This window comes from Pseudaeromonas sp. HNCC25DJ180 (genome assembly GCF_055413345.1).
Genome location: NZ_JBVAYF010000052.1, coordinates 1 through 341, shown reverse-complemented (window position 1 = coordinate 341; position 341 = coordinate 1). Strand labels below are relative to the sequence as shown.

The window sequence follows — 341 nt, the reverse complement described above, 5'->3', positions numbered from 1 at the left end:
TCCAGTCCGGCGACGATTACCGTCGACATCATAGATGACGTACCGCAGGCGGTGGCTGACAGCAACCGCGTCAGCGAGGACGGGGAAGTGCTGACGGTCAGCGGCGGCGTACTGGCGAATGACCTGCATGACAATGGTCAACCGGGTGCCGATGTGCCGGTGAGCTTTATCGAGTGGGTAGCGCCACAAGCGCAGTATGGCAGCTTCACGGATTTGGGAAATGGCCAATACCAGTACACCCTGGATAACAGCCTGGCGGCGGTACAGGGTCTGGATGAGGGTCAGACGTTGACCGAGCAGTTCAGTTACCGGATGCAAGATGCCGATGGTGACCCGAGCAC

Annotated in this window: 1 protein-coding gene; it reads left to right on the top strand. The window is 59.5% G+C overall.

From position 1 onward, the window contains the following. Nucleotides 1–341: VCBS domain-containing protein (locus ACZYTD_RS17225; protein WP_463893926.1), on the top strand; the 341-nt coding region annotated here is incomplete at both ends.